The 25,199-nt window shown below is 68.5% G+C and carries 22 protein-coding genes and 1 pseudogene; 12 read left to right on the forward strand and 11 right to left on the reverse strand.

Going from position 1 to position 25,199, the window contains the following annotated elements:
- The first annotated feature begins 47 nt into the window (after window positions 1-47).
- The gene (purT, locus tag AC2YHA_RS01820) at window positions 48-1,226 is read left to right on the forward strand and encodes a formate-dependent phosphoribosylglycinamide formyltransferase (RefSeq protein WP_233783207.1); all 1,179 of its coding nucleotides are present in this window, start codon (window positions 48-50) and stop codon (window positions 1,224-1,226) included.
- A 40-nt stretch (window positions 1,227-1,266) separates the two neighbouring features.
- On the opposite strand, the gene AC2YHA_RS01825 is transcribed toward purT, so the two are convergent.
- The 8 genes from AC2YHA_RS01825 to hutI all read right to left on the reverse strand — a co-directional run bounded on the left by AC2YHA_RS01825 (window position 1,267) and on the right by hutI (window position 10,177).
- Window positions 1,267-1,440 (reverse strand): peptide ABC transporter permease, encoded by a 174-nt coding sequence (locus tag AC2YHA_RS01825; RefSeq protein WP_233783205.1) that lies wholly within the window; start codon window positions 1,438-1,440, stop codon window positions 1,267-1,269.
- 79 nt (window positions 1,441-1,519) lie between these two features.
- Window positions 1,520-1,711, reverse strand: a complete 192-nt coding sequence (locus tag AC2YHA_RS01830) for a hypothetical protein (RefSeq protein ID WP_233783203.1) — start codon at window positions 1,709-1,711, stop codon at window positions 1,520-1,522.
- Window positions 1,708-2,853, reverse strand: coding sequence for a PepSY-associated TM helix domain-containing protein (locus AC2YHA_RS01835; RefSeq protein WP_487400142.1), 1,146 nt, complete (start codon window positions 2,851-2,853; stop codon window positions 1,708-1,710). Before AC2YHA_RS01835 ends, AC2YHA_RS01830 begins: the two co-directional genes overlap by 4 nt.
- Window positions 2,854-2,858: 5 nt before the next feature.
- Window positions 2,859-4,916: a TonB-dependent receptor gene (locus AC2YHA_RS01840; protein WP_487400143.1), complete on the reverse strand. Its 2,058-nt coding sequence runs from the start codon at window positions 4,914-4,916 to the stop codon at window positions 2,859-2,861.
- Window positions 4,917-4,981: 65 nt separating this feature from the next.
- Window positions 4,982-6,649, reverse strand: coding sequence for a urocanate hydratase (gene hutU, locus AC2YHA_RS01845; RefSeq protein WP_487400144.1), 1,668 nt, complete (start codon window positions 6,647-6,649; stop codon window positions 4,982-4,984).
- Entirely contained in the window at window positions 6,646-7,467 is an 822-nt protein-coding gene (hutG, locus tag AC2YHA_RS01850; protein ID WP_487400145.1) for an N-formylglutamate deformylase, read from the reverse strand. Before hutG ends, hutU begins: the two co-directional genes overlap by 4 nt.
- Window positions 7,464-8,996, reverse strand: a complete 1,533-nt coding sequence (gene hutH / locus AC2YHA_RS01855) for a histidine ammonia-lyase (protein ID WP_487400146.1) — start codon at window positions 8,994-8,996, stop codon at window positions 7,464-7,466. Before hutH ends, hutG begins: the two co-directional genes overlap by 4 nt.
- Window positions 8,978-10,177, reverse strand: coding sequence for an imidazolonepropionase (gene hutI, locus AC2YHA_RS01860; protein ID WP_487400147.1), 1,200 nt, complete (start codon window positions 10,175-10,177; stop codon window positions 8,978-8,980). The genes hutH and hutI overlap by 19 nt, the downstream gene beginning before the upstream one ends.
- Before the next feature lie 204 nt (window positions 10,178-10,381).
- On the opposite strand from hutI, the gene AC2YHA_RS01865 reads away from it, so the two are divergent.
- The 3 genes from AC2YHA_RS01865 (at window position 10,382) to AC2YHA_RS01875 (ending at window position 13,167) form a co-directional block, all read left to right on the forward strand.
- A complete protein-coding gene (locus tag AC2YHA_RS01865; protein ID WP_487400148.1) occupies window positions 10,382-11,728 on the forward strand; it encodes a formimidoylglutamate deiminase in 1,347 nt (448 codons plus the stop codon).
- Complete coding sequence (hutC, locus tag AC2YHA_RS01870) at window positions 11,725-12,405, forward strand: histidine utilization transcriptional repressor HutC (protein WP_487400149.1); 681 nt, start codon at window positions 11,725-11,727, stop codon at window positions 12,403-12,405. The genes AC2YHA_RS01865 and hutC overlap by 4 nt, the downstream gene beginning before the upstream one ends.
- 231 nt (window positions 12,406-12,636) lie before the next feature.
- Window positions 12,637-13,167 (forward strand): dihydrofolate reductase family protein, encoded by a 531-nt coding sequence (locus tag AC2YHA_RS01875; protein ID WP_487400150.1) that lies wholly within the window; start codon window positions 12,637-12,639, stop codon window positions 13,165-13,167.
- Between the two features lie 72 nt (window positions 13,168-13,239).
- Here AC2YHA_RS01875 and AC2YHA_RS01880 read toward each other — a convergent pair whose 3' ends face one another.
- Entirely contained in the window at window positions 13,240-14,568 is a 1,329-nt protein-coding gene (locus tag AC2YHA_RS01880; RefSeq protein ID WP_233783187.1) for an MFS transporter, read from the reverse strand.
- Between the two features lie 171 nt (window positions 14,569-14,739).
- On the opposite strand from AC2YHA_RS01880, the gene cyoA reads away from it, so the two are divergent.
- The 7 genes and pseudogenes from cyoA to AC2YHA_RS01915 all read left to right on the forward strand — a co-directional run bounded on the left by cyoA (window position 14,740) and on the right by AC2YHA_RS01915 (window position 21,658).
- Window positions 14,740-15,894, forward strand: coding sequence for a ubiquinol oxidase subunit II (gene cyoA / locus AC2YHA_RS01885; RefSeq protein WP_487400151.1), 1,155 nt, complete (start codon window positions 14,740-14,742; stop codon window positions 15,892-15,894).
- 11 nt (window positions 15,895-15,905) lie between these two features.
- Window positions 15,906-17,906 (forward strand): cytochrome o ubiquinol oxidase subunit I, encoded by a 2,001-nt coding sequence (cyoB, locus tag AC2YHA_RS01890; RefSeq protein ID WP_487400152.1) that lies wholly within the window; start codon window positions 15,906-15,908, stop codon window positions 17,904-17,906.
- Window positions 17,907-17,910: 4 nt separating this feature from the next.
- Window positions 17,911-18,543 carry a cytochrome o ubiquinol oxidase subunit III gene (gene cyoC / locus AC2YHA_RS01895; RefSeq protein ID WP_233783184.1) on the forward strand — a complete coding sequence of 211 codons (633 nt, stop codon included), beginning with the start codon at window positions 17,911-17,913 and terminating at the stop codon, window positions 18,541-18,543.
- A complete protein-coding gene (gene cyoD, locus AC2YHA_RS01900) occupies window positions 18,540-18,938 on the forward strand; it encodes a cytochrome o ubiquinol oxidase subunit IV (protein ID WP_487400153.1) in 399 nt (132 codons plus the stop codon). Before cyoC ends, cyoD begins: the two co-directional genes overlap by 4 nt.
- Window positions 18,935-19,627, forward strand: a pseudogene (locus AC2YHA_RS01905) (SURF1 family protein); the annotation flags it as partial. The gene cyoD and the pseudogene AC2YHA_RS01905, both read left to right, overlap by 4 nt.
- A 172-nt stretch (window positions 19,628-19,799) precedes the next feature.
- Complete coding sequence (locus AC2YHA_RS01910; RefSeq protein ID WP_487400154.1) at window positions 19,800-21,137, forward strand: ATP-binding protein; 1,338 nt, start codon at window positions 19,800-19,802, stop codon at window positions 21,135-21,137.
- Entirely contained in the window at window positions 21,134-21,658 is a 525-nt protein-coding gene (locus tag AC2YHA_RS01915) for a response regulator transcription factor (protein WP_233783178.1), read from the forward strand. The genes AC2YHA_RS01910 and AC2YHA_RS01915 overlap by 4 nt, the downstream gene beginning before the upstream one ends.
- 6 nt (window positions 21,659-21,664) lie before the next feature.
- On the opposite strand, the gene AC2YHA_RS01920 is transcribed toward AC2YHA_RS01915, so the two are convergent.
- The gene (locus AC2YHA_RS01920) at window positions 21,665-22,063 is read right to left on the reverse strand and encodes a response regulator (protein ID WP_487400155.1); all 399 of its coding nucleotides are present in this window, start codon (window positions 22,061-22,063) and stop codon (window positions 21,665-21,667) included.
- Between the two features lie 196 nt (window positions 22,064-22,259).
- Here AC2YHA_RS01920 and AC2YHA_RS01925 point away from each other — a divergent pair, with 196 nt between their 5' ends.
- On the forward strand, window positions 22,260-24,251 hold the full coding sequence (locus AC2YHA_RS01925) for a sensor histidine kinase (protein ID WP_487400156.1): 1,992 nt from the start codon (window positions 22,260-22,262) through the stop codon (window positions 24,249-24,251).
- Here the strand turns inward: AC2YHA_RS01925 and AC2YHA_RS01930 are convergent.
- The gene (locus tag AC2YHA_RS01930; protein ID WP_487400157.1) at window positions 24,248-25,105 is read right to left on the reverse strand and encodes a hypothetical protein; all 858 of its coding nucleotides are present in this window, start codon (window positions 25,103-25,105) and stop codon (window positions 24,248-24,250) included. The two genes, AC2YHA_RS01925 and AC2YHA_RS01930, sit on opposite strands and share 4 nt — an antisense overlap.
- Between the last annotated feature and the right edge of the window lie 94 nt (window positions 25,106-25,199).

Raw genomic sequence — 25,199 nt, forward strand, 5'->3', positions numbered from 1 at the left:
TGATCGCAAACGGGGCCCTTGATTCATCCGTCAGGGGAAAGCGTGCGATGGCGTTCACGGCGAAGCTGATGCTGTTGGGGTCGGGCGAGCTCGGCAAGGAGTTCGTCATCTCCGCAAAGCGGCTCGGCTGCTATGTCGTCGCCTGCGACAGCTATGCCGGCGCCCCGGCGATGCAGGTGGCGGACGAGGCCGAGGTGTTCTCGATGCTCGATCCCGAGCTGCTGCGCGTCGCGATCGACCGCCATCGGCCCGATTTCATCGTTCCCGAGCTGGAGGCGATCCGTACCGAGGTGCTGGCCGAGGTCGAGGAGCGCGGTCTGAACGTGGTGCCCTCGGCGCGTGCGACGGTCATGACCATGAACCGTGACCGCATCCGCGAGGTCGCCGCGGCCGAGCTGGGGCTCACCACCTCGCGCTATCGCTATGCCGAGAGCCTGGACGAGGTACGGGCGGGCGCGGCGCATACCGGCCTCCCTTGCGTGATCAAGCCGGTGATGTCTTCGTCCGGCAAGGGGCAGACGACGGTGCGGCGTGAGGAGGATCTCGCGGCCGCGTGGGACTATGCCGTCGCCAACATGCGCGGCGACCGGCGGCGGGTGATCGTCGAGGAGTTCGTCGACTTCGATTACGAGATCACGCTGCTCACCGTCCGCAGCCGCGAAGGCGTCAGCTTCTGCCCGCCGATCGGACATCGCCAGGAGCGCGGCGACTATCAGGAATCGTGGCAGCCGGCGGCGATGTCGGCCGGCGCGCTGGCGGCGGCGCAGGAGATGGCGCGCAAGGTGGTCGATGATCTCGGCGGCTACGGCATCTTCGGCGTCGAGTTCTTCGTGCGAGGGGAGGAGGTGATCTTCTCCGAGCTGTCGCCGCGTCCGCACGATACCGGCATGGTGACGCTGATCTCGCAGAACCTCAGCGAGTTCGACCTGCATGCGCGCGCCGTGCTGGGTCTGCCGGTTCCGGAGGTGCGGCTGCGCGGCCCTTCCGCCTCGGCGGTCATCCTGGCGGAGCAGGATGCGAGCGACTATGTCGTCGAGGGATTGGCCGACGCGCTGGCCGTGCCGGGCGGCGAGGTGGACGTGCGTATCTTCGCCAAGCCGACGATGCGTCCGCACCGGCGCATGGGCGTGGCGCTGGCGCTGGCGGAGGGTATCGGCGAAGCCCGCCGCGTCGCGGGCGAGGCGGCAGCGAAGGTGAGGCTGCTGCCGGCCGGCGAGATCGCCTGAACGATCGTTTCCGCCGCTCCAGCGCTTCCATCCGAGTGTCTCAGCCGCGCCAATGCGCGACGCCGGCGAGCACGAGCAGGATCGCGAGCACCACCATGCCGACCAATCCGGCAAGGAAGACCGCGCGCCGGGCGCGGCTCCTGAGGATGATCTCGCCGCCGCGCGCATCCTCGGCGGAGATATGGACCGGCTTCTCTTCGGGCTCCGTCGGCATCGGATCGGTCTGTGCGGTTGGCGTCAGCCCCCGCGCGATCAACGTTCCGGCAGCAGGTCGGTTCAGATCGAGGGGGCCGTCAGCGGGACCGGACGCGCCCGCGCCAGGCGATCGCCATCACCACCAGCGTCGATCCGAGCGTCAGCCAGGACAGAAGATCGTATCCGCCGTCGCCGACCAGCGCAGAGAGAAGGCCGACCAGGCTCACCGCCGCGATCAGCAGCGGCCAGCGGAAGATCCGCCAGTTGCTCCGGCTGCGGTCCGCCTTCATTCCGCCGGCTCCATCACGCCGCCGCTGGTCAGCTCGTTGATCCGCTTCTCGATCGGCACGCGCCGCCGGCCGAGCCACAGGTAGAGGCCGGTCACCAGCACCACGATCGCGGCGATGTCGAGCAGCGCCCAGATGATCTTGAGCGGCATCCCGCCATAGTCGCCGAAGTGGAGCGGCACCGACAGGAACAGCGCCTGGACGTACCAGGGCATCTCGCGCACGTCGCTGAGCCGGCCGCTCTCGGCATCGACCATCGCCGGCTTGATCAGCCGTTCGGTGAGCGGCGTGTTGCCGGCGAAGGCGACCATATAGTGATGCTTGGTGCTGAACTGCGTGCCCGGCCAGGCGACGAAGCTGACCCTGCCTTCAGGGACCGCCGCCTTCGCAGTGGCGACCGCGCCGTTCACCGATGCGAGCCGGGTCGGAACCGCGGCGTTCTTGTAGGGCGCCGCCAGCTCTGCGAGCTCGTCCATCTGCCAGATCGCGGTGATCGGCGTGGTCATGGTGATGATGAAGCCGGTGAGGCCGACCACGCTCACCCAGCCGAGCGTGACGATCCCGACCATGTTGTGCGTGTCGAGCCACTTGAGGCGGCGGCTGCGGTCCTTGCGCACCGTGCCGAAGGCGAGCTTGCGCATGAAGGGAGCGTAGACGACCACGCCCGACACCACCGCGACGAGGAAGACCACGCCGATCAGGCCGAGGAACAGCTGGCCGGGGATGCCGAGCAGCAGCTGCGAATGGAGCTCGAGCAGGAACGCCATCACGCCTTCGTTGACCGGCGGCGCGTCGACCGTCCGGCCGTCGCGCGCGTCGTAGAGCAGGATCTTCGCCTGGTCCTGCGTTGCGTTCAACGACGGGGCGACGACGGAGTAGATCAGCGGCTTCTCGTCGTCCCAGCTCAGGAACAGCATCTTCCATCCGGGCGGCTGCTTGGCGAGCGTGTCGCGGGTGACTTGGTCGAGGTCGATCGTCCTACCGGCGGCTGTCTGCGCGAGCTGGGGCGCGCGGGTCAGCTCGTCGATCTCGTGATGGAAGATCAGCGGCAGCCCGGTGATGCAGAACATCAGCAGGAAGGCGGTGCAGACGATGCTGGTCCATTTGTGGACCAGATACCAGCGGCGGGTGGCGTTGCGGGTCATGGCGGTCAGAAGGCCAGCTCGACGCCGGCGGTCACGCGGCGGGGGCGGGAGATGGTCGCGACGTCCTGGGCATAGGTCGAGCCCGGCGACAGCCGTACCACGTCGGTGGTGTCGAACAGGTTGGAGGCCGCAACGAACAGCCGCGTCGGTCCGGTCCGCCAGCCGATCTGCGCATTGGCGATGGTATAGGGCCTGGTCTTGCCGCGGGCGTCGTTGATCGCGTCGGAGAAATAGGCGTCGGTGTAGCGGATGTCGAACGACAGCTCGAGCGGCGCGACCGGCTGCGCCAGCACCCCCGCGTTGAGCGAGAAGGCTGGCGCGCGCGGCAGCTCGTTCCCCTGGATTTCAGGATCGGCGTAGCGATTGACCTTGGTCTTGAGGATACCGGCGTTGGCGAACAGCGTCAGGCCGTCGAGCGCGCGGTAGCGCGATTCCACTTCCGCGCCATAGGTGGTGGCGCGCCCGGCATTGCGGATGACGTAGGAAAAAATCGCCGGGTCGGGATTGAGATCGAACGGAAGCTGCAGTCCGCGATAGTCGTTGAAGAAGACGTTCGCGCGCAGGTCCAGACGCCCGCCGGCCAGCGTGCTGCGGACGAAGCCTTCGTAATTGGTCACCGTTTCCTTGTCGTAGACATAGGGCTGGAACGGCGGCTCGTAGCTGAAGCCGGCGCCGCCGGCGTTGTAGCCGCGCCCGACCGTCACGCCGGCCGTGACATTGTCGCTCGCGCGCACCGCCACCGTCGCGCGGGGCAGGAAAGCCTTGAAGGTGCGATGGAAATCGATCGCGAAGATGCCCGCGCCGCCGGTACGGTCGCGCTCCTCGGCCTCGTAGCGGGCGCCGAGCGTCAGGTCGATCTTCGGCGTCGCCTTGAACACCAGTTCGCCGAACACCGCGTTGGTGTGGGTACGGTCGTGGAAGATGCCGCCTGCGAACAGGTCGATCGCCTCGTCCTGATGGGTGCGATAGACCAGCCCGGCGATGAAGCCGGAGAGGCGATCCTCCGCGGAGCCGAAGCGCAGCCGCGGCTCCGCGGTATATTCGCGACCGTCGATCAGCGCATTGCCGTCGTTCAGTGCGGCGAAGCGCTGGACGCGGAAATCGGTCGCGGTTCCGAGGAAGGCGAAGGACAGGCCGTCGGCGATGCGGAAGTCGGTATCGGCGACCAGCACGTCGGCGCGCGTGCGGAACCGCGGCATCGCCGGGTAGGACGCCTCATGCCGGTCGAACGGCCGGAGGACGTCCATCGCCTGGGGCGCATAGGCATCGGTGTGCGAGACGGTGACGAGCGCCCGCACGTCGGGCGAGGGCGTGAACAGCAGCTTGCCGCGCAGCATCAGCGAGCGGCTGCGCTCGGGATCGTCGATCTCCCTGGTCTCCGTCGAGATTCCCTCCCGACGGGCCGTATAGGGCTCGAAGTCGACGAACGACCGCTCGGTCCGCCAGTCGGCCGCGACACGGAAGGCGAGCACGTCCGGCACGATCGGGCCGCCTAGCGCGCCCGAATATTGGCGGACCCGGTCCTCGCCGAGCACCGCGCGCCCCTTGCCGCTCCAGGCGAAGCCGGGATCGACCGTCTTCACCGCGACGACGCCGCCGATCGCGTTGCGCCCCTGCAGCGTCGATTGCGGTCCGCGGTAGACCTCGATCTGCTGGATGTCCCACAACACGCCGTCGAGATAGATGGTCTCGTTGAAGGTCAACGTGCGGTTGTCGACCTGGAAGTTCACACGGGGGCGGGTGCCGCCGAAGAAGGCGTCGCCGCCCACCGCCGGTCCGGTGCCGTCGATGCCGCGGATCGCCGGCGCGCTGCTCGACGGCCGCGCCGTGACGACGTTGGGGATGCGGCCGATCACGTCGTCAGTGCTGTAGGCGCCGCCCAGCCGGTCGACGTCGGCTCCGGTCGCGACCGAGACGCTCGACGCGGTCTGCCGCAAGGTGCGGTCGGTGCGGTCGCCAGTCACCACGATGTCCTCGGCGTCCTCCGGCTGCTGCGCATGAGCCGATCCGGCGAGAACGGACACACTTGCCCCGACCAGCATCGCCACGCGCAGAATCACCATCAGCCCCCTTTTTGATTGTCCGGGGCTCTTATTGAGAGTGACTCGCACACGCAATCGCAAAAAGATCAGCCGGACAGTGACGGCAGGTCGAGCCCCTTCTCGCGCGCGCAGGCGATCGCGGCCTCGTAGCCGGCGTCGGCATGACGCATCACGCCGCTGGCCGGGTCGTTCCACAGCACCCGTTCCAGCCGGTGGGCGGCGGCTTCGGTGCCGTCGGCGACGATCACCATGCCGGCGTGCTGCGAATAGCCCATGCCGACACCTCCGCCGTGGTGGAGCGACACCCAGGTTGCGCCGCTGGCGGTGTTGAGGAGGGCGTTGAGCAGCGGCCAGTCGCTGACCGCGTCCGATCCGTCGCGCATCGCCTCGGTCTCGCGGTTGGGGCTGGCGACCGAGCCGGAATCGAGGTGATCGCGGCCGATCACCACCGGCGCCTTGAGCTCGCCTTTCGCTACCATCTCGTTGAAGGCGAGGCCCAGCCGGTGACGGTCGCCCAGGCCCACCCAGCAGATGCGCGCGGGCAGGCCCTGGAACCTGATCCGCTCCTTCGCCATGTCGAGCCAGCGGTGGAGATGGGCGTTGTCGGGGAGCAGCTCCTTCACCTTGGCATCGGTGCGGTAGATGTCCTCGGGATCGCCTGAGAGCGCCGCCCAGCGGAACGGGCCGACGCCGCGGCAGAACAGCGGGCGGATATAAGCGGGCACGAAGCCGGGGAAGGCGAAGGCGTCGGCGACGCCCTCGTCCTTGGCGACCTGGCGGATGTTGTTGCCATAGTCGACCGTGGGCACGCCCGCCGCCTGGAAGTCGAGCATCGCGCGGACGTGGGTCGCCATCGATGCCTTGGCCGCCTTCGCCACCGCATCGGGCTCGCGTTCGCGCTTCTCGGTCCATTCGGCGACGGTCCAGCCGGCGGGGAGATAGCCGTTGACCGGATCGTGCGCAGAGGTCTGGTCGGTGAGCAGGTCGGGCCGGACGCCGCGGCGGTAGAGCTCGGGCAGGATCTCGGCGGCGTTGCCGAGCAGGCCGACCGACGTCGGGCGCTTCGCCGCGCAAGACTCCTCGATGATCGCGAGCGCCTCGTCGAACGTGTCGGCACGGCGGTCGAGATAGCCGGTGCGCAGGCGCATCTCGATGCGGCTCGGCTGGCACTCGATCGCGAGGCAGGAGGCGCCGGCCATCACCGCCGCAAGCGGCTGCGCGCCGCCCATGCCGCCGAGGCCGGCGGTCAGCAGCCAGCGGCCCGACAGGTCGCCGCCATAGTGCTGCCGCCCCATCTCGACGAAGGTCTCGTAGGTGCCCTGCACGATGCCCTGGGTGCCGATGTAGATCCACGACCCCGCGGTCATCTGGCCGTACATGGCGAGGCCGGCGCGGTCGAGCTCGTGGAAATGTTCCCAGGTCGCCCAGTGCGGCACCAGATTGGAATTGGCGATCAGCACGCGCGGCGCGTCCTCGTGCGTGCGGAATACGCCGACCGGCTTGCCCGACTGGACGAGCAGCGTCTCGTTGTCCTCCAGCCGCCGCAGTACCTCGACGATGCGGTCGAAGCTCTCCCAGTCGCGCGCGGCGCGGCCGATGCCGCCGTAGACGACCAGCTCCTCCGGCCGCTCGGCGACGTCGGGGTGGAGATTGTTCATCAGCATCCGGAGCGGCGCTTCGGTGAGCCAGCTCTTCGCCGATCGTTCGGGGCCGGTGGCGGGGCGGATGGTGCGGCTGTTGTCGAGGCGGGTCATCGGCGGCTCCTGCTGCTGGCGAAGGCGAGGCAGGCCTTCAGGATGTCGGTGAGCGTGGCGCGCATCGGCTCGGCGACGGCGGGATCGTAGGGTGAGGGCCAGTTGGTTTCGTCCGGTCGGTCGGGCTCGGCCATGTAGCCGCGGCAAGCGAGCTCCATCTGGATCGCATGGACACCCTGCTTCGGCCGACCATAATGCCGCGTGGTCCAGCCGCCGCGAAACCGGCCATTGCGAACGTGCGTGAGGCCGGTCGCGGCGCAGATCGCCAGCACCGCGTCGGCCAGGGCGGGATCGCAGGTGGTGTCGCCGTCGGTGCCGATATTGAACTGCGGCAGCTCGCCTTCGAACAAGCGCGGGATGCGGCTGCGGATCGAATGGGCGTCATAGAGCACGACATGCGGATGCCGTTCGTGCAGGCGCTCGATCTCGACGGAGAGTGCGGCATGATAGGGATCGAACCATGTCGCGCGGCGCCGGGCGATCTCATCCGCATCCGGGAGAGCATCGGCATAGAGCGGCTCGCCATCGAAGGTCGTGGTCGGGCAGAGCTCGGTCGTCGCCTGTCCCGGGTAGAGCGAAGCACCGCTCGGATCGCGGTTGACGTCGATCACGCTGCGCGAAACGCGCGTCCGCACGACGGTCGCGCCGAGATCAGCCGCGAAGTCGTAGAGGCGCTCGATCCACCAATCGACATCGCACCGCGCCAGCCATGGCGAGACGAACCTGTCGGCCAGACCGTCCGGCAGCTCGGTGCCGGTATGCGGGAGGCCGACCACCAGCGGCGCCTCGCCGCGCGTCACCTCCAGCCAGTCGGTCATGCCGTCAGCCCCGGCAGCGGTAATCCGACCGCGTCGGCCAGCGCGCCGCTGCGGACCAGCGCAGTCGCGTGCTCCAGCTCCGGATGGAAGTAGCGGTCGTCCTCCAGATACGGCACCTCGCGCCGCACCAGCGCCCGCGCCGCCTCCAGCATCGTCGAGGAGGCGAGCCCCTGGTGGAAATCGCACGCCTGCGCCGCCGCGAGCAGCTCGATCCCGATCACCGCCCGCGCGTTCGCCGCCATCGCCTGCAGCCGGCGCGCGCCGTGCGCGGCCATCGAGACATGGTCCTCCTGATTGGCGGAGGTCGGGATCGAATCGACGCTGGCGGGATAGGCGCGCTGCTTGTTCTCGGAGACCAGCGCCGCCGCCGTCACCTGCGGGATCATGAAACCCGAGTTGAGCCCCGGTCGCGGCGTCAGGAAGGCAGGGAGGCCCGACAGCGCGGGGTCGACTAGCATCGCGATACGCCGCTCGGCGATCGAGCCGATCTCGCAGATCGCCAGCGCGATCATGTCGGCGGCGAAGGCGACGGGCTCGGCGTGGAAGTTGCCGCCCGACAACGCCTCGTCGCTTTCGGGGAAGATCAGCGGGTTGTCGGAGACGCCGTTCGCCTCGATCGCGAGCGTCGCCGCCGCCTGGCGCAGCACGTCGAGCGCCGCACCCATCACCTGCGGCTGGCAGCGCAGGCAATAGGGGTCCTGCACGCGCGGATCATTCTCGACGTGCGAGGCGCGGATCGCCGATCCGGCCATCAGCGCCCGCAGCGCCTCGGCAACCGCGATCTGCCCGGCGTGGCGGCGGAGTGCATGGATGCGCGGGTCGAAGGGGGTGTCGGTGCCCTTGGCCGCCTCGGTCGAGAGCGCGCCGGTGACGAGCGCCGCCTGGAACAAAGTCTCCGCCTCGAACAGGCCGGCGAGGGCATAGCTGCAAGAGAATTGCGTGCCGTTGAGCAGCGCCAGCCCCTCTTTCGGCCCGAGTTCCAGTGGCTTGAGGCCGGCGTTGCGCAGCGCTTCTGTGGCCGGCCGGCGTTCCCCGGCCACCAGCATGTCGCCGACGCCGATCATCGCCGCGGCCATGTGGGCGAGCGGAGCGAGGTCGCCGCTGGCGCCCACTGATCCCTGGCACGGGACCACCGGTAGCAGGTCGCGGGCGAGCATCGCTTCGAGCAGCGCCACCGTCTCCGGCCGCACGCCGGAGGCGCCCTGGGCGAGGCTGGCGAGCTTGAGCGCCAGCATCAGGCGAACAACGGGCGCGGGGGTGGGATCGCCGACGCCGGCGGCGTGGCTGAGCACGATGTTGCGCTGGAGGGTGGCGAGGTCGGCGTCGGCGATGCGGACGCTCGCCAGCTTACCGAAGCCGGTGTTGATGCCGTAGACCGGCGCGCCCTTGGCCAGGATGCGGTCGACCGCCGTGGCGCTCTCGGCGATGCGGGGGGCGCAGTCGGGGGAGAGGCGGAGGCTCGCGCCGCGGTAGATGGCGCGCCAGTCGGCGAGGGGGACCGCGCCGGGGGTCAGGATGAGGTCGTGCATTGGCCGTTCCACACGCGGGTGTGCAGCGGGTTGAACCCGATGCGGTAGACGAGCTCCTCGGGCCGATCGATGTCCCAGATCGCGAGGTCGCAGTGCTTGCCGGTCTCGATCGTGCCGAGATTGTCCAGCCGGCCCAGTGCCTGGGCGGCGTGGCGGGTGACGCCCTTGAGACATTCCTCCACGGTCAGGTGGAACAAGGTGGCTCCGAAGTTCATCGCGAGGAGGACGGACGTCAGAGGCGATGTACCCGGGTTGCAGTCGGTCGCGAGCGCGATGGGGACATTGGCGGCGCGCAGCGCGGACACCGGCGGCAGACGTGTCTCGCGGGTGAAGTAGAAGGCGCCGGGGAGCAACACCGCCACCGTCCCCGCCGCCGCCATCGCCGCGATCCCTTCGGCGTCGAGATGCTCGAGGTGGTCGGCCGACAGGGCCCCGTGGCGGGCGGCCAGTGCCGCGCCGTGCTGGTTGGAGAGCTGCTCGGCGTGGAGCTTGACCGGCAGGCCGTGGCGCGCCGCCGCGTCGAACACGCGTGCGGTCTGTTCCGGAGTGAAGCCGATCCCCTCGCAGAAGGCGTCGACCGCATCCGCCAGCTCCGCGACGGCCGGGATCATCTCGTCGCAGACGAGGTCGACATAGGCATCGGGACGGCCGGCATATTCGGGCGGCACGGCATGGGCGCCGAGGAAGGTCGTCGCGACCCGCACCGGCCGTTCGCGCCCCAGCGCCCGCGCGGCAGCGAGCATCTTGCGCTCGTCCGCGAGCGTGAGGCCATAGCCGGACTTGACCTCGACCGTGGTCACGCCCTCGGCGAGCAGCGCGTCGAGCCGGGGGAGGGCGGCGGCGACCAGCGCCGCCTCGTCCGCTGCCCGCGTCGCGCGCATCGTCGACAGGATCCCGCCGCCAGCGCGTGCGATCTCCTCATAGCTCGCGCCGGCCAGCCGCATCGCCCATTCGCCCGCGCGGTCGCCGGCGTAGACCAGGTGGGTGTGGCAATCGATCAGGCCCGGCGTGATCCAGCGACCTCCGCAGTCGATTACCTCCGCCGCGGTCGCCGGTGCGTCGGCGCGGGGGCCGGCGTAGGTAATGCGGCCAGCCGTACAGGCGACCGCGCCGTCCTCGATGATGCCGAGGCCGTCGCCTGCCATGGTGACGAGGCGGGCATTGGTCCACAGCCGATCCATTGCGCGATCCTTGCCTGTTGGAGGGATTATGTCTAGTCATAATAATGCAGATCCTTCCCGGCACGGGGAGGGGGACCGCCGACCGAAGGTCGGTGGTGGAGGGGGTGGGCCGCTACGGAATCCGGTGCCGAGGGCCCCCTCCACCATTTGCTCCGCAAATGGTCCCCCTCCCCGTGCCGGGGAGGAGCTAAGGTGGAGGCGGCGATGCAGCGGCTTTGGTTTGAACAGGCATGGCTTCCGGACGGCTGGGCGCGATCGGTGCTGGTGACCGTTGCCGACGGCCGTATCGCCTCGGTCGAACCCGGCGCCGAGGCCGGCGACGCCGAACGGCACGGCGCCGCCATCCCTGGCCTCGGCAACGTCCACAGCCACGGCTTCCAGCGCGGCATGGGCGGCCTGTCGGAGACGCGCGGCCAGCCGGAGGACGACTTCTGGAGCTGGCGCGAGGTGATGTACCGCTTCCTCGACCGGCTGACCCCCGAGGACGTCGCCGCGATCACCGCCCAGGCTTATGTCGAGATGCTGGAGACCGGCTACACGCGTGTCGGCGAGTTCCATTACCTCCACAACGACATCTCGGGCGAACGCTATGCCGATCCGGCCGAGATGGCGGGCGCGATCGTCGCGGCGGCGGAGGCGGCGGGGATCGGGCTCACGCTGCTGCCGGTGTTCTACGCCCATTCGGACTTCGGCGGAGTTGCGCCGGTGCCGGGACAGCGGCGCTTCGTCAGCGACGTCGACGGCTTCGCGGAGCTGGTGGAGGCGAGCCGAGCGCACCTCAAAGGCGACGCCAATCTCGGCATCGCGCCGCATTCGCTGCGCGCGGTGACGCCGGCGGAACTCGACGCGATCCTGCCGGTGGCAGGCGGCGGCCCGATCCATATCCACGCCGCCGAGCAGCAGCGCGAGGTCGAGGCGTGCCTCGCCTGGAGCGGTGCGCGGCCGGTGGAGTGGCTGCTCGATCATGCGCCGCTCGACCCGCGCTGGTGCCTGATCCACGCGACGCATCTCGCCGATGGCGAGTGCGACCGCCTGGCCACCAGCGGCGTGGTCGCCGGCCTGTGTCCGGTCACCGAGGCCAATCTCGGCGACGGCATCTTCCCGGCGACGCGCTATCTGGCGCAGGGCGGGCGGATCGCGACCGGCACCGATTCCAACATCTGCGTCGATGCGGCCGGCGAGCTGCGCGCGCTCGAATATTCGCAGCGGCTGCGCGACCGGCGACGGGTGCTGACCGCGGACGAGGCGGCGCCCTCGGCCGGCACTCGGCTGTTCCGCGACGCGCTGGCGGGCGGTGCGCAGGCGCTGGGCGTGCGGGGCGGGCTGGTCGTCGGCGCGGCGGCGGATATCGTGAGCTTCGCCATGTCGCATCCCTGCTTCGCCGCCGCCGATCCGGCGACGATCCTCGACCGTTGGGTCTTCACCGGCCGTGCGGGCCTGGTCGATCGCGTGTGGCGGGCCGGGCGGCTTTGCGTGGAGGGCGGCCGCCATGTCGCGGCGGAAGCTGTGGCGGTGCGCTACGCCCAGGCGATGCGGCGGGTGCTCGCTTGACGCTCGACCAGCGCATCCGCTGCGACATCGAGGCGCGCATCCACTCCGGCGACTGGCCGCCGGGGACTCGGATTCCCTTCGAGCATGAGCTGGTCACGCATTACGGCTGTTCGCGCGCGACGGTCAGCAAGGCGCTGCAGCGGCTCGCCCATGACGGGCTGATCGAGCGGCGGCGCAAGGCTGGGTCGTTCGTGGCTCGGCCGCATATCGAGTCGGCGGTGCTCGAGGTGCCCGATCTCGCCGAGGCCGTCCGTGCGCGGGGCGAGGTCCATCGCTGGGAATTGCGGATGCGGCGCCGGGGCGAGGAGCGGCGCGGCGCGGAAAGCGGGATCGTGGGGCCGGTGCTGCACCTGGCCGGCATCCATCACAGCGGCGACCTTCCGTTAGCATGGGAGCAGCGCACGCTGTCGCTGTCGGCGGTGCCGCAGGCCGAAGACGAATCCTTCGAGGAGATCGCGCCGGGGAGCTGGCTGCTCGCGCATGTGCCCTGGACCGAGGCCCGCCACCGCATCCAGGCGGTCGAAGCCTCGGAGGAAGGCGGGCTGCTCGGCATCCGCAGCCATGCCGCCTGCCTCCAGCTCGAACGCTGGACCTGGCGCGCGAGCGAGCCGGTGACCTATGTGCGGCAGCTGTTTCCCGGCAGCCGATATGACCTGGTGGCGGAGTTCCGGCCTTAGAGCCGGTCCTGCCTCAGATTGCAGAGTCGGTGCTCCTGCGAAAGCAGGAGCCGTGGCCGCAGGCGGAGCGCCCATGATCCAGGGCTCCTGCTTTTGCAGGAGCACGATTCCATCTCATTCATGCGCGCTCCTAAAACCGATTACGAAATAAAACCAGTCGAGTTACCTTGAAACCGATCGTGTCATGCAATCGGAGTCACGCGGACGCGCCGCGCGAGAAGGGAAGTGGACATGGCCAGGCTCGTGTTCGGAATGAACCAGTCCCTCGACGGCTACGTCGATCATACGGAGTTCGCGCCGGATCCCACGCTCTTCCGCCACTTCGTCGAGGAGGCTGAGGGGCAGGCGGGCAGCGTGTACGGTCGCCGGCTATATGAGCTCATGCGCTACTGGGACGACGATCATCCCGAATGGGGCGCAGACGAACACGCCTTCGCGGCGGCGTGGCGGAAGCAGCCGAAATGGGTCGTCTCGCGGTCGTTGACGTCGGTCGGCCCCAACGCCACGCTGGTCGGGGACGATCTCGAGGGCGCGATCCGCGAGCTGAAGGCCGGACGCGACGGGGAGATCGAGGTCGCCGGCCCGACCCTGGCGCGAAGCCTCACCGACCTTGGCCTGATCGACGAGTATCGCATCTACCTGCATCCCGTCGTGCTCGGCCGCGGTACCCCATATTTCGCGGGACCGCGGCCGCCGCTCCGCCTGATTGCCAGCGATCGGATCGGCGAGGATGTGATCCGGTTGAGGTACGTTCCCGCCTGATCCCGCGCGCCGGGCGGAAACCGTCGCGGATGCGGCCACTTCCAATCCTCCCCGTGCCGGGGAGGATTTGGATCAGTCCAGCCGGCTCGCCAGTTCCTTGTTGAGCGCCAGTGCCGCCAGCGTGCCGAGCGCACCCGACAGCAGGTACGCGCCCGCCGCGATCAGGCCGAACGAGCTCGCCAGCACCAGCGCCGCCAGCGGGGCGAAGCCGGCGCCGAACAGCCAGGCGAGATCCGAGGTGACGGCGGAGCTGGTGTAGCGCTCGCCCTTGTCGAAATTGGCCGACACCGCGCCCGACGATTGGCCGAACGACAGGCCGAGCAGCACGAAGCCGAGCACCATGAACACCGTCTCGCCGCCGGGGCCGGCAGCCAGAAGCTGCGGGGCGAAGCCGCTGAACACCGCGATCGCGGCGGCGGTGTAGCCGAGCAGCGAGCGCCGCCCGATGCGGTCGGCGAGCAGCCCCGACACCACGATCGCGGCGAGCCCGCAGAAGGCGGCGACGATCTCGATGGTGAGGAAGCGGACCAGCCCTTCCTTGGTGTAGAGGAAGATCCACGACAGCGGGAACACCGTCACCATGTGGAACAGCGCGAAGCTCGCCAGCGGGGCGAAGGCGCCGATGATGATGTTGAGCCACTGCGAGCGCACGGTGCGGACCACCGGGGTCGGCTGGAGCTCGCGGTTCTCGAACAGCCGTTCGTATTCGGGCGTCACCACCATGCGCAGCCGCGCGAACAGCGCGACGACGTTGAGCGCGAAGGCGACAAAGAAGGGATAGCGCCAGCCCCAGCTCAGGAAATCCTCCTGCGAGAGGGTGGCGAGGAAGAAGGCGAACAGCGCGCTCGCGACGATCAGGCCGAGCGGCGCGCCCAGCTGGGGGATCATCGCATACCAGCCGCGCTTGCCCTCCTGCACGTTGACCGCGAGCAGCGAGGCGAGGCCGTCCCAGGTGCCGCCGAGCGCGATGCCCTGGCCGAAGCGGAGCAGCGCGAGCAGGATCGCGGCGATGATGCCGACCTGCTCGTAGCCCGGCAGGAAGGCGACCGCGACGGTCGAGCTGCCGAGCAGGAACAGCGCGATGGTCAGCTTGGTGCCGCGGCCGTGCCGGCGGTCGATCGCCATGAAGATCAGCGAGCCGATCGGGCGCGCGATGAAGGCGAGCGCGAAGATCGCGAACGACCACAAGGTGCCGGCCAGCCGGTCGAGATAGGGGAAGACGATCTGCGGGAACACGATCACCGAGGCGATCGCGTAGACGAAGAAGTCGAAGAATTCCGACGTGCGGCCGATGATCACGCCGACCGCGATCTCGCTCGGGCGGACCTCATGGCTTCCGCGTGTGTTGAGGGCGCGAGCATCGCGCTCGAGCGGCGTGGAGGAGGCGGCCTGTGCGGACATGCTGGGTTCCCGTAACACCGGAAGACTATGATACACCGTCTTCCGTAAACGTTCGAATCGATTGAAGGTGGCGTGCTGCGCCTGCGAACGTCTAGCCCATGGAGAGCGGTCATGGGGATAGGACAAAATGTCCAATGGTCCGTGTTGCAGCGCAGCGATAGCGGCGGCGGCATGAGTCCCGTACCGGTCCTCCGTCCACCGCGCCTGAAGGCGGTTTCCGCGTTCGCCATGCTTCCGCTGCTGCTCGGCGGTTGTGGCATGACGGTGCTCGATCCCGCTGGCGACGTCGCCCGCCAGCAGGGCCAGCTCGTCATGATCTCGACCGGGCTGATGCTGCTGATCATCGTGCCGGTGATGGCGCTGACCATCTTCTTCGCCTGGAAGTACCGCCAGTCGAACCGCGACGCCGACTATGATCCCGACTGGGACCATTCGACCCAGCTCGAGCTGGCGATCTGGGCGGCGCCGCTGATGATCATCATCGCATTGGGCGCGCTGACCTGGACGAGCACGCACCTGCTCGACCCCTATCGGCCGATCGAGCGCACCGCGCCGGGCAAGCCCATCGCCGCCCATGTGAAGCCGCTGGAGATCCAGGTGGTCTCGCTCGACTGGAAGTGGCTGTTCATCTACCCCGAGCAGGGGATCGCCACCGTCAATTTGCTCGCGCTGCCGGTCGACCGGCCGGTGCGGTTCCGGCTGACGTCGAGCAGCGTGATGAACGCCTTCTACGTGCCCGAGCTCGCCGGCATGATCTACACCATGCCGGGGATGGAGACGAAGCTCCACGCGGTGCTCAACAAGGCCGGGCAGTTCGAGGGTATCTCGTCCAACTACAGCGGCGCGGGCTTCTCCGACATGCGCTTTGCGGTGGCTGGGATGGACGAGGGCGCGTTCGAGCGCTGGGCGGCGGGGCTGCGCGGCGGCGGCGGCAAGCTGGACGCGGCGGAGTATCTGAAGCTCGAGAAGCCGAGCGAGAAGGTGCCGGTGATCCGCTATGCCGCGGTCGAGAGCGGGCTGTTCGACCGCGCTGTCCAGATGTGCGTGCGGCCGGGGCAGACCTGCATGGGCGAGACGATGCACCACGACATGATGCGCGGCGGCGGAAGCCATGCGCCGGTCAACGATGTTCCGGCGCGGCCGGGCGAGCCCAAGGGCGGGCTGCTGCAGTCGCCCGAGGAGCACCGGACCACGCCGCATCAGTCGGCGCCGCATCATCCCGAGGCTGCGCCGGGCGGACACGCGCCCGGCCATCAGGGCAACCAGAACATGACCCGGAACGACATTCCGGCCCGGCCGGGCGCCACGCCCGCCACCGCGGCCTGAGGCGAGACGCGATGAACGAGACTTTCCTCAAGACCATCTTCGGGCGGCTGTCGCTCGAGTCCCTGCCGATCCACGAACCGATCCTGGTCGCGACCTTCATCGGCGTCGCGCTGGGCGGCGTCGCGCTGCTGGGCGTGATCACCAAGTACCGCCTCTGGGGCTATCTCTGGAAGGAGTGGTTCACCAGCATCGACCACAAGAAGATCGGGATCATGTACATGATCCTGGGCATCATCATGCTGCTGCGCGGCTTTTCCGACGCGATCATGATGCGCGCGCAGCAGGCGATCGCGTTCGGGCCGAACGAGGGCTATCTGCCGGCGCACCATTACGACCAGGTGTTCACCGCGCATGGCGTGATCATGATCTTCTTCGTGGCGATGCCGCTGGTCACCGGCCTCATGAACTACATCGTGCCGCTGCAGATCGGCGCGCGGGACGTCGCCTTTCCGTTCCTCAACAACTTCAGCTTCTGGATGACGACCGCGGGCGCGGTGCTGGTGATGGCGTCGCTGTTCATCGGCGAGTTCGCGCGCACCGGCTGGCTGGCGATGGCGCCCTTGTCGGGGCTCGACTACTCGCCCGACGTCGGGGTCGACTATTACATATGGTCGCTGCAGATCGCGGGCGTCGGGACGCTCTTATCCGGCGTCAACCTGCTGGCGACCATCGTCAAGATGCGCGCGCCGGGCATGTCGATGATGAAGATGCCGATCTTCACCTGGACGTCGCTGTGCACCAACGTGCTGATCGTCGCCGCCTTCCCGGTGCTGACCGCGGTGCTCGCGCTGCTCAGCCTCGACCGCTACCTCGGCACCAACTTCTTCACCAACACCATGGGCGGCAACCCCATGATGTACGTGAACCTGATCTGGATCTGGGGCCACCCCGAGGTCTACATCCTGATCCTGCCTGCGTTCGGCATCTTCTCCGAAGTGACCTCGACCTTCTGCGGCAAGCGGCTCTTCGGCTATACGTCGATGGTCTATGCGACGGTGGTCATCACCATCCTGTCGTACCTGGTGTGGCTGCACCATTTCTTCACCATGGGGTCGGGGGCGAGCGTCAACAGCTTCTTCGGCATCACGACGATGATCATCTCGATCCCGACGGGGGCGAAGATCTTCAACTGGCTGTTCACCATGTACCGCGGGCGCATCCGCTTCGAGCTGCCGATGATGTGGACGGTCGCGTTCATGCTGACCTTCGTGATCGGCGGCATGACCGGCGTGCTGCTCGCGGTGCCGCCGGCGGACTTCGTGCTGCACAACTCGCTGTTCCTGGTGGCGCATTTCCACAACGTCATCATCGGCGGCGTGCTGTTCGGGCTGTTCGCGGGGATCAACTACTGGTTCCCCAAGGCGTTCGGGTTCAAGCTCGACAGGAAGTGGGGCCTCGTCTCCTTCTGGTGCTGGGTGATCGGCTTCTGGGTGGCGTTCATGCCGCTCTACATCCTGGGGCTGATGGGCGTGACGCGGCGCCTGCGCCACTTCGAGGACCCGAGCCTGCAGATCTGGTTCGTGATCGCCGCGATCGGCGCCGCGATCATCGCGGTCGGCATCGCCGCCTTCATCATCCAGCTCGTCGTCAGCTTCATGAAGCGCGAGGAGCTGGCGGACACCACCGGCGATCCGTGGGGCGGGCGCACGCTCGAATGGGCGACCTCGTCGCCGCCGCCCGACTACAATTTCGCCTTCACGCCGGTGGTCCACGACCTCGACGCCTGGTACGACATGAAGAGCCGCAACTACCAGCGGCCGACCTCCGGCTTCCGGCCGATCCACATGCCGAAGAACACCGGCGCCGGCATCATCCTGGCGGGATTCAGCGTCGTGTTCGGCTTCGGCATGATCTGGTACATGTGGTGGCTGGCGGCGATCGCCTTCTTGGGGCTGGTCGCGACGGCGATCATCCACACCTTCAACTACGACCGCGACTACCACATCCCGGTGGAGACGGTGATCGAGACCGAGGACGCGCGCACCAGGCTGCTCGCGAGCGCGGGGGCCTGACGCGATGAGCACGACCACGATCGACCAGGCCGAGGGCAAGCCGCCGGTCTTCTACCTCGCCGACGAGCACGACCATGCGCCGGGCGGCAGCACGCTTTTGGGCTTCTGGCTCTACCTGATGAGCGACTGCCTCATCTTCGCGGTGCTGTTCGCCTGCTACGGCGTCTACGGGACGTCCTATGCCGGCGGGCCGACGGCGCGCGAGATCTTCGAGCTGCCGCTGGTGGCGCTCAACACCACCATGCTGCTGATGTCGTCGATCACCTACGGCTTCGCCATGCTGGCGATGGAGCGCGGCAGGGTAGGGCAGACCCAGCTGTGGCTGGCGATCACCGGGCTGTTCGGCGCCGCCTTCCTCGGCATCGAGCTCTACGAGTTCGCCAATCTGATCCACGAAGGCGCCGGGCCATGGCGCAGCGCCTTCCTGTCGTCCTTCTTCACTTTGGTGGGGACGCACGGGCTGCATGTCACCTTCGGCATCATCTGGCTGGTGACGCTGATGGTGCAGGTCGGCCGGCGCGGGCTGATCCAGGCCAACAAGCGGCGCCTGATGTGCCTCAGCATGTTCTGGCACTTCCTGGACGTCGTCTGGATCGGCGTCTTCACCTTCGTCTATCTGCTTGGGGTCCTGAGATGAGCGCCGACCACACCGCCGACCACGGCCATGAGGACCACGACGTCCATGCGCCGCACGGCTCGCTCAAGGGCTATCTGATCGGCTTCGGCCTGTCGGTCGTCCTCACCGCCATTCCGTTCTGGCTGGTGATGGGCGGGGTGCTGTCGCCCGGCGCCACCGCGGCGCTCGTCATCGCCTTCGCCGTGGTGCAGATCCTCGTCCACATGATCTTCTTCCTCCACCTCGACACCAAGTCGGAAGGCGGATGGAACCTGCTCGCGGCGATCTTCACCATCGTGCTGGTGGTGATCACGCTCGCCGGGTCGCTATGGGTCATGTACCACATGAACGCGAACATGATGCCGTCGATGACCCAGGGCGAGATGAGCGGCCAGAGCGAGATGAGCGGGATGTGACCAGGCACCCGGCCGCGCGCGCCGCGGTCGCGCTGGCGCTGCTCGCGGCGATCGCCGGGCTGATCGGGCTCGGGGTGTGGCAGCTCCATCGCCGCACCTGGAAGCTGGCGCTGATCGCCCAGGTCGAGCATCGCCTCGCCGCCGCGCCGGTCGCCGCGCCGGGGCCGGACAGCTGGCCCCGGATCGGGCGCGACGACGCCTATCTCCGCGTCCGGCTGCGCGGCACCTACCAGCACGATCGCGAGACCTTGGTGCAGGCGGCGACCGAGCTCGGCGGCGGCTATTGGGTGATGACGCCGCTCAGAAGCGACCGCGGCTTCACCGTGCTGATCAACCGCGGCTTCGTTCCGCCCGAGCGGCGTCAGGCGCATGATCGGCCCGAAGGTGTCGTGGAGGTCGCGGGCCTGCTGCGCGTCAGCGAACCGGGCGGCGGCTTCCTGCGCGCCAACGATCCGGCAGGCGGCCGCTGGTATTCGCGCGACGTCGCCGCCATCGCCGCGGCGAAGCGGCTGGGGCCGGTCGCGCCCTATTTCGTCGACGCCGACGCGACGTCGAGCCCGGGCTGGCCACGCGGCGGCCTCACGGTGGTGCGTTTCCCCAACAACCACCTCGTCTATGCGCTCACCTGGTTCGCCATGGCCGCGCTGCTGGGCGGCGCGCTCATTGGGCTGGCATGGCGGGGGCGGCGTGGTGAGCCAACACTCAGGTCCTCCCCGGCACGGGGAGGGGGACCGCGCAGCGGTGGAGGGGGCTCGCCGCAAGCGACATCGCCTGCGGAGCTCCCCCTCCACCATGCTTCGCATGGTCCCCCTCCCCGTGCCGGGGAGGACCTGAAGGGCGAACCGCGCTAACACTATGGACATGACCTCCTGGTTCCCAACCAGCATCGACCGGCTGCCCTTTCGCGGCGCCGACGCCGCCGGGCGGCGCAACCTCCTCCTGCTCACCCACCTGCGCTGGCTGGCGGTGGCGGGGCAGGCGGTTACCATCGCGGTCGCGCATCTCGGCTTCGGCATCCGCCTGCCGCTCGCCGGCATGATCGCAGTGCTCGCCGCGCTGGTGCTGCTCAACCTGGTGACGCTCGGTGCATTGCGGCGGCGCGAGACCGGCAACCGCACCATCTTCCTGTCGCTGCTGTTCGACGTCGCCGCGCTGTCGGTGCAGCTCTACCTCAGCGGCGGCGCGGCCAATCCGTTCGTCTCGCTCTATCTGCTCCAGATCGTGCTGGGCGCGCTGCTGCTGGAGGCGTGGTCGAGCTGGGCGCTGGTCGTCATCGCCGCTGCGCTGTTCGCCCTCGTCGCCGCCACCGCGCCGCCGCTGCCGCTGCCGCCCGCGCTGGCGATCCGGCTGCCGGTGCCGTACGTCGCCGCCTATTGGGGCAATTTCGTCCTGTCGGCGGTGCTGCTGGTGCTGTTCCTGGCGCGCATCAACCGGAACCTCAGGAGCCGCGACGCCTATCTTGCCGAGATGCGACAGCGCGCCGCGGAGGAGGATCATATCGTGCGCATGGGCCTGCTCGCCTCGGGCGCGGCGCACGAGCTGGGCACGCCCTTGTCGTCGCTCGCGGTGATCCTCGCCGACTGGAAGACTGCGCCGCCGATCGCCGCCGACCCGCGGCTCGCCGAGGAGGTCACCGACATGCAGGCCGAGGTCGCGCGCTGCAAGGAGATCGTGAAGGGCATCCTGCTCGCCTCCGGCGAGGTGCTGGGCGATGCGCCGATGCGCACCACGCTGCGCAGCTTCATCCGCGAGGTGGCGGCCGGCTGGGACGCGCTGCATCCCAACATGCTGCGCTTCACCGACCTGCTCGGCCCCGACCTGCCGATCGTCGGCGACCGGGCGCTGGCGCAGGTGATCGCCAACGTCCTCGACAATGCCCTGGAGGCCGAGGCGACCGCGATCACCCTCACCGCCGAGCGATCGCCCGAGGCGATGGTGCTGACGCTGGAGGACGACGGTACCGGCTTCCCGACCGAGATGCTGGAGACGCTGGGCAAGCCCTATCAGTCGAGCAAGGGCAAGCGCGGCCACGGGCTTGGCCTGTTCCTGGCGGTGAACGTGCTGCGCAAGCTCGGCGGGACGGTGACGGCACGCAATCGTGAAAGAGGTGGGCGTGAAAGAGGTGGGCGCGACGAGGGCGGGGCGACGGTGACGCTCACCATCCCGCTCGCCTCGCTCGCCGTGGAGACGGAGCAATGACCGGACGCCTGCTGATCCTGGAGGATGACGAAGCCTTCGCCCGGACCCTCCGCCGCTCGTTCGAGCGCCGCGGCTACGAGGTGCGGACCGCGAGCGCTCCGGCCGAGCTGGACGCGCTGCTCGCCGACTTCGCGCCCGGTTATGCCGTGGTCGACCTCCGCCTCGAAGGCGCGTCGGGGCTCACCGGCATCCAGGCGCTCCATGCCTTCGATCCCGACATGCGCATCGTCGTGCTGACCGGCTATGCCAGCATCGCGACGGCGGTGGAGGCGATCAAGCTCGGCGCCACCAACTATCTCACCAAGCCCGCCAACACCGACGAGATCGAGGCCGCCTTCGCCAGGGTCGAGGGCGATCCCGACGCGAGCCTCGATGCGCGCCCGACCTCGATCAAGACGCTGGAATGGGAGCGTATCCACCAGACGCTGGCGGAGACGGGCTTCAACATCTCCGAAACCGCGCGCCGGCTGGGGATGCACCGCCGCACGCTCGCGCGGAAGCTCGAGAAGCGTCACGTCTGAAGAGCGTCAGCCGCCGATCGAAGGGCCGCGCATCAGCGGGCAGAGCTGATAGCAGGTCTGAACGAGCTGCTGCATCGGCGCCGGCTTGGCGAAGAAGACGCTGCCCGGCACCTGGCGCGCCTCCTGCGGCGGATTGGCCGACGCATAGATCACGGCGATATCGGGCCGTGCGGTGCGGAAGGCTTCGGCGATATCCCAGCCGCTGAGCGTGCCGACCAGGCGGATGTCGGTGATCAGCACATGGATCGGGTGATCACCCTGGAGATAGGTCAGCGCATCCTCGCCGGCGCTCGCCTCGAATACCGTGACACCCGCCGCGGCCAGCGCGTCGGCCAGCTCCATCCGGATCAGCCATTCGTCCTCGACGATGAGTGCGACGCATTGTTGGCCCTCGCCGTCATTCAAGGCGAGCACTCCCGGCTGCGCGAACGAGATTTCGAGACCAATTCCTGCCTGCTTCCCCGGTCATCGTTTCTCGTTTCGTTGCGGCGATGCTGCACATTTGCCGCGTAAAGGAACGCTCTTCGCCACCAAGGGTTTCCTTTGAAGAGGAGCGGTTTATGCAAATGTCCATGATGGGCGGTGCCGAAAGCTGCCGACGATGAACGGTGAGCGCGGGAGGGCGCTCGAGGGTTCCGCCGAACGGTCGGTTGAAGCTGTGGTGCGCCTGGTGGGCGAAGCGGGGTTCGCGGAGAGGATCGGGGACGGACATTTTCGCCGGATCGTTGAGGCGCTGCCGACCGCGCTCTATACGACCGATGCCGACGGCCGGATCACTTTCTACAACACCGCGGCTGCCGAGCTGTGGGGGCGTCGTCCGAAGATCGGCGAGGACTGGTGGTGCGGCTCGTGGCGGCTCTACTGGCCCGACGGCAGGCCGATGGCGCACGACGAATGCCCAATGGCGGAGACACTCAGGACCGGAAAACCGGTGAGAGGCGCCGAGGCGATCGCCGAGCGGCCCGACGGCAGTCGTTTTCCTTTCCTTCCCTATCCGACGCCGTTGTTCGACGAGGCCGGTGAGCTGGTCGGCGCTGTCAACATTTTGGTCGACATCACCGCCCGCAGGAAGAGTGAGGAGGCTGCCCAGCATCTGGCGGCAATCGTGACCTCGTCGAACGACGCGATCGTCAGCAAGGATCTGAACGGGAACGTCAGGACATGGAACGAAGGCGCCGAGCACCTCTTCGGCTATGCTGCGGAGGAGATCGTCGGCAAGTCGATCCTGACGATCATCCCGCCCGACCGGCATGATGAGGAACAGCGAATCCTGGAAAGGATCCGCAGGGGCGAGCGGATCGAACATTTCGAAACCGTCCGCCGGCGCAAGGACGGCAGCCTGGTCGAGGTCTCGCTGACGGTCTCGCCGATAAGGCGCGATGACGGGATGATCGTCGGCGCATCGAAGATCGCGCGCGACATTTCGGAGCGCAGGCGCGCCGAGTCGATGCTCGCGAGGCAGGCGGCCCGGCTGGAGCAGCTCAACCGCGCCGCGCGCGAAATCTCGCGCGACCTCGACCTCGACCGGGTCGTCCAGTCGGTGACCGACATCGCCACCGAGCTCAGCGGGGCCCGTTTCGGCGCCTTCTTCTACAATGTCACCGACGAGGCTGGGGAGAGTTATCTCCTCTACACCCTGTCCGGCGTCGCGCGCGAGGCGTTCGAACGCTTCGCCATGCCGCGCAACACCGCGGTGTTCGACCCCACCTTTCGTGGACATGGGGTCATCCGCTCTGACGACATCCGCAAGGACCCGCGCTACGGGCACAATCCGCCGTACCAGGGGATGCCGGAGGGCCACCTTCCGGTGGTCAGCTATCTTGCCGTGCCGGTGGTCTCCTCGTCGGGCGAGGTGCATGGGGGTTTGTTCTTCGGCCATGACGAGCCGGGTATGTTCGACGAGGATGCCGAGGCGCTGGTCGCGGGGGTCGCGGCGCAGGCAGCAGTGGCGATGGACAATGCCCGGCTCCACGAAGCGGCCAAGGTCGAGATCGAGCAGCGCAAGCGCGCCGAAGCGGCGATGGAGCTGCTCCTCAACGAGATCCGTCACCGCGTCAAGAATACCCTGGCGATGGTCCAGGCGATCGCCACCCAGACCTTCCGCAGCACGCCCGCGATGGAACGCGACGCGTTCGTCGCCCGGCTGCGGGCGCTGTCGGAGGCTCACGACCTGCTCACGCAGAAGAACTGGGACACGATCTCGGCCGGCGAGACGGTGGAGCGGGCGCTCCAGCCGTTCCTCGATCGCGACGGGAGGCGCATCGTCTTCGCCGGGCCGGAGGTGCGCCTTCCTGCAGCCAAGGCGCTGCTGATCGCGATGGCGCTGCACGAGCTCGGCACCAATGCGGTCAAATATGGCGCGCTGTCCGACGAGAACGGCAAGGTCGACCTCCGCTGGGAGGTCGCCGAGGTCGAGGGAAAGACCCGCCTCCGGCTCAGCTGGCGCGAGCACGACGGGCCGCGGGTGGAACCGCCCACGCGGGCCGGCTTCGGGTCGCGGATGCTGGAACGGGCGCTGCGGAGCGAGCGCGGGGATGCCCGGATCGAGTTTCCGCCCGAAGGCGTCACCTGCACGATCGAGATGTCGGTCTAGTTTGGGTTGCCCCCCGCGTTGCGGCATTGCGCGTCGAGCGCCGCCTGGGTCGCCGCGTTGAAATGGCCGCGTGCGCTGCGGGCGCGCTGGCAGATCGGTGGGTCTCCGGCCGGCGGGGCGGGGCGCACCTTCCCGAGCGGCTTGGCGGTCGGGACGCGGATCGCCTCCTGCCGCGTCAGGCCGGGAGTCGCGTTGACCAGCGGGGGCTTTTCCGCCGGCCGTACCTTGCCGAGCGCCTTGGGCTTCACGAGCGCGATCTCGCCGCAGATGATACCCAGCGCGTCCACCATTGCGCCGGCCCGTCCATGCAGGCCGACCGGCGCCATGTGCGACGGGCATTCGGCCAGGTTGGAGTAGCTCAGGGAATTGCCGCCGGTCCCCGGTAGAAGCGAGCTCGAATAATAATTCGGACCGCTGAGGAGCACGTAATTATATTCGAGGACGGGCTGAGGCATCGGCCCCGACAGCGGACCGCAACGGATTTCTATGCTGTTGACGACGATGGTCCGGGACCCTTCGGCACCGATCGTCGCCTTGCGGACAAAGGGCGCCGAGGCCGGGCAGGCGAATTCGCGCAGCCTTCCCCCCGTGCCTCCGAGCGTTCCGGGCCGGCCGGCGGGGTAGATCCCGCCGGTCGTCAGCGCCTGCGCACAGATCGGGCCGATAGCGTCCATGTCGTCGCCGATGCGTGCAACTACGCCAGCGAGATAACTGCCCGCCGGACATCTCAGCGCGGCAGACGTGCCGCCGCGGCCGCCCACGACGGGGCTGGACCAGTCCGCTTCACCGGCCGAGGCCGGGGTGCCGGACATCAACGCGGCGGCGACCGCGACGGCCTCGAGATACTGACGCATCGCTTCATCTCCCTGGACGCGAATGTCGTGCGATCGAGTCGTTGCCCGAGTTCGTCGCGCTGCGCGTCCACCAAATGGTGGATGCAGCCCTTTG

The organism is Sphingomonas sp. SRI_018 (genome assembly GCF_057586275.1).